The sequence below is a fragment of the Cecembia rubra genome, from assembly GCF_003014575.1.
Lineage (GTDB): Bacteria > Bacteroidota > Bacteroidia > Cytophagales > Cyclobacteriaceae > Cecembia_A > Cecembia_A rubra.
In genome coordinates this window covers 1-4,603 of record NZ_PYGF01000024.1, presented here as the reverse complement: position 1 = coordinate 4,603, position 4,603 = coordinate 1, and the positions used below count along the sequence as shown (strand labels likewise).

General features: G+C 40.9%; 1 protein-coding gene. It reads left to right on the top strand.

The window, feature by feature from the left end:
- The coding region (locus CLV48_RS20810; RefSeq protein WP_106569133.1) for a DUF7507 domain-containing protein at positions 1-4,027 on the top strand (4,027 nt) is incomplete at its 5' end.
- Positions 4,028-4,603: the final 576 nt, after the last annotated feature.

Genomic DNA, 4,603 nt, shown 5'->3' with positions numbered 1-4,603 from the left:
TACGGCGACTGCTTCAGGCACGCCTCCGACCGGTTCTGCGGTGACTGATTCAGACAGTGAGACAATCACTGCGGAGCAGAATCCGTCGATCAGCATTGAGAAGACTGCTGATAAAACATCCAACATTCAAGTTGGGGATCTGATTACCTACACCTATGTAGTAACCAACACAGGTAATATTACAATAAATAGTGTCAATGTAACAGATGAACATCCTGGTACAGGCTCTTTGAGTGAATTGGTTACTTCAGATGCTGTCAATAATGTGATACCAGGTCAGTCAGTTACATTTACGGCAACCTATATTGTAACCCAGCAGGATATTGATCAAGCTACAGCGATCACTAATTTAGCTACTGCTACGGCTGTAGGAGTTAATGGTCAAAGTGTAAGTGCTACCGATTCTGCTACCATCACACCTGAAGCTGCATTTGCTTCCATTGAAATCGAGAAGAAAGGTACCTTCGTAGATGCAAACGGAAACGGCATACCTGATGTAGGCGAACAAATCACCTATACTTTCACAATAACCAATAATGGTAATGTGACTTTGACAAATATTATTGTTGAGGATCCATTGGTGGAAGTCAGCGGAGATCCAATTACTTCTCTTGCTCCAGGTGCTTCAGATGCTAGCACATTTACAGCAGTCTATACCTTGACCCAAGCAGACATCAATGCAACCACATTTAAAAATATTGCAACGGTTAAAGCCGATTATGAAGGAAATGTGATTGAAAAAACGGGTGAGGATGTCCAAACATTTGTAACTGTTTCCAGAATCAGCCTCCAAAAAACTGCTGATAAAACTACCAATGTGGAAGCTGGTGATGTGATTACTTATACTTATGTGGTAACCAATACTGGAAATATTACAGCAAACAATATAAATGTCACAGATGTCCACCCTGGTACTGGTGTACTTAGTGACTTGACAACAAGTGATCCAGTGAATGGTGTTAACCCGGGTCAAACCGTTACATTCATTGCGACTTATGCAGTTACCCAGCAGGATATTGACAATGGAACACCTATTACCAACGTTGCTACTGCAACTGGCCTTTGTGTACTGGGCTGTGAGTTGGTTGCTACTGATGAGGAGACTATAACTCCGATTGCAGCATCACCTAAAATTACGCTCATAAAAAATGGCCAATTCGTAGATTTGAACGGAAATGGAAGAGCAGATGCAGGTGATCAGATCACTTATACCTTTACTATAACCAATGATGGAAATGTTACCTTGAATGATGTTGTGGTTGAGGATCCATTGGTGGATGTGAATGGTATTGAAATTCCTTTCCTTGCACCAGGAGCTATAGATGAAAACACATTCACGGCAGTCTATATCTTGACACAGGCAGATATTGACGAAGGTACATTTACAAATATTGCTACCGTAACTGGAAAATATAACGGTAATATTACAGACACAGACAGCGATACACAGAATTTCGAAAGACTACCAAGCCTTAGCTTGAGCAAGTCAGCTAATGTGAATTCTGTTAATGGAGCAGGTGATATAATAGTCTACACCATCACCGTAACCAATACAGGAAATGTTACAATTGGAAATATTGTAAAATCTGATCCAAAAGTAAGTTATTCAAGTAATGTTGGAGGACTAGCCCCTGGAGAAAGTATTTCAATTGATATTCCTTATCAAGTAACTCAAGAAGATATGGATAGGGGCTATATTGAAAACATAGCAAGTGCTGTTGGTCAAGATCCTTCTGGAAATAATACTTCAACAGAAGACAGTGTAACCATACCGGTTGTTCAGAATGCATCACTGAGCATGAGCAAGACCGCCAACAGGTCCACAGTAAGTGCAGCCGGTCAGGAGATTGTCTATACCTTAACTGTAACCAACAACGGCAACGTGACAATAGAGAACGTTACCATAGTTGACAATAAGGTAAGCGTGAACCAGAATGTGGGTACCCTTGCCCCAGGTGAGAGTGCCACTGTAACGGTTACTTATACTGTGACCCAGTCGGACATGGATGCCGGCAGCATTGTGAACGTTGCCACTGTATCCGGAACTGATCCTAATGGTTCGGATACGGATGCTGAAGACGGAGTAACTGTGACGGTTGTTCAGAATGCATCACTGAGCATGAACAAGACCGCCAACAGGTCCACAGTAAGTGCAGCTGGTCAGGAGATTGTCTATACCTTAACTGTAACCAACAACGGCAACGTGACAATAGAGAACGTTACCATAGTTGACAATAAGGTAAGCGTGAACCAGAATGTGGGTACCCTTGCCCCAGGTGAGAGTGCCACTGTAACGGTTACTTATACTGTGACCCAGTCGGACATGGATGCCGGCAGCATTGTGAACGTTGCCACTGTATCCGGAACTGATCCTAATGGTTCGGATACGGATGCTGAAGACGGAGTAACTGTGACGGTTGTTCAGAATGCTTCACTGAGCATGAGCAAGACCGCCAACAGGTCCACAGTAAGTGCAGCCGGTCAGGAGATTGTCTATACCTTAACTGTAACCAATAATGGCAACGTAACAATAGAGAACGTTACCATAGTTGACAATAAGGTAAGCGTGAACCAGAATGTGGGTACCCTTGCCCCAGGAGAGAGTGCCACTGTAACGGTTACTTATACTGTGACCCAGTCGGACATGGATGCCGGCAGCATTGTGAACGTTGCCACTGTATCGGGAACGGATCCTAATGATACAGATACCAAAGGTGAAGATCAGGTTACTGTTGTTGTTACTCCAAGTGCTCAGGTAAATGTTGAAAAGGTGGCCAATAACAGTACTTACACTGAAATCGGCGATGTATTGACATATACAATTACTGTAAGCAATACAGGGACTGTTACCTTGACTGCCATTACAGTGGTTGATCCATTGACAGGTCTTAATGTTGAAATCGATGCCTTGGCACCAGGAGAACAGAGAACCTTTGAGACCACTTACTCCATTACTTTGGAAGATCTTGAAAGAGGTTCTGTGGTAAACAATGTTTTGGTCAACGCAAAAGATCCAAATGGAAATGATGTGACTGACGAGGACAGTGTTACCGTTGGGGGTTCAAGCAAACAAATCATTGCTAATGATGATGACTATGGTGCGTTCCCGATCAACTTCTCAGGTGTAATAGGTAATATCCTTGATAATGACCTCTTGGAAGGTCAAAGACCTGATCCGAATGATGTTGACTTCGAGTTCACAGAACTAGATGGAATTATCGGATTGAATATCAATGAAAATGGTGAATTGAGCTTGTTGATTCCAGGAATCAATGAACCTAGAGAGTACAGGTTGAAATATGTGCTAAGAGAAACGCTGAATCCAACCAATAGGGATGATGCCTTTGTGATCTTCAGGTTATTGGAAAATGAGGTTGACCTTTCTGTTCAAAAAACCTCAAATAACATTGAAGTCTTTGAAGGTGATGAGTTTGACTACACTATTACGTTATCCAATAATGGAGGTACCGATGCTGAGAACGTAGTGATTACCGATGATCTTCCAAATGGTGTTACCTATGTAAGTACAAGCTTCGTTTCTACGAATCCGAATGTAGAATTAATTACAGCGGTACAAGGCAGCAGGGTAACTTGGACAATACCATTGTTGCCGGCAAATGCAGTAGTGACCATCACATTAAGAGTAAAAGCAAGTCCACTAAATGGTGAGGTAGCCCAGACAATTACCAACCAGGTAACCATAGTTTCCGATGGCAATGAAACCAATCCTATTGACAATATCGATACGGATGTGAACAGGGTGAATCCATTCTTTATACCAAATGTGATTACTCCGGATGGAGATGGTAAAAACGATACTTTTGAAATCAAAGGTTTGGGCAAATTTGTAAGCAATGAAATTGTAATCTTCAACAGGTATGGAGACCATGTATTCCAGCGAAAAGATTATAACAATGATTGGAATGCTCCAGGCCAAGTAGCAGGAACTTACTTCTACGTGTTGGTAGGTACCGATGCACAAGGTAGAAAACATGAATTCAAAGGCTGGATTCAGGTAATTAAATAAAAGTCTCATACCAGATAAAAAAAGGCGGTCATTGATCGCCTTTTTTTATTTCATCCAATTGAGGCCGTATCCTATGTCATACGAACGGCCTGAGATTTGGCTAAATAAAATTAGATTCGGATAACTGTCCAAAAAAATAGAGGCTGTCTCATAAATGGGGCAGCCTCTTTTTGTAAACTCCTTAAAATCAACGAGAAGATTTAGATCCATTTTTTTGTATCATTTTAAAACACATAAAAAAGATTTTCAAATAAAAAAAATTGCATTTAAATTAAAATATTTTTTCTGCTTTTCTTGCTATGAAAAACAAAAAGTTGTATGTTTACAGCATAATAGAATATTTGTTGTGCTTTGAAAAAGATGTTCATATCAAAAAGCCCTCAGATAGTTCAAATTTGAAGAAAATCAGGGTAGGGTAATTTTTCAAGTCCTGGAGTTACGAGGATTCTTTTAAAAGTTCTTATCCCCATTTTCAAAAACATCAAATAAACCGAATAGAAAGATGGAAAGGATTTTTAGGATTTTGATTTTGTCGGCATTGTTTATGCCGCTGATGGTTGAGGGCCAGCAGCTGCC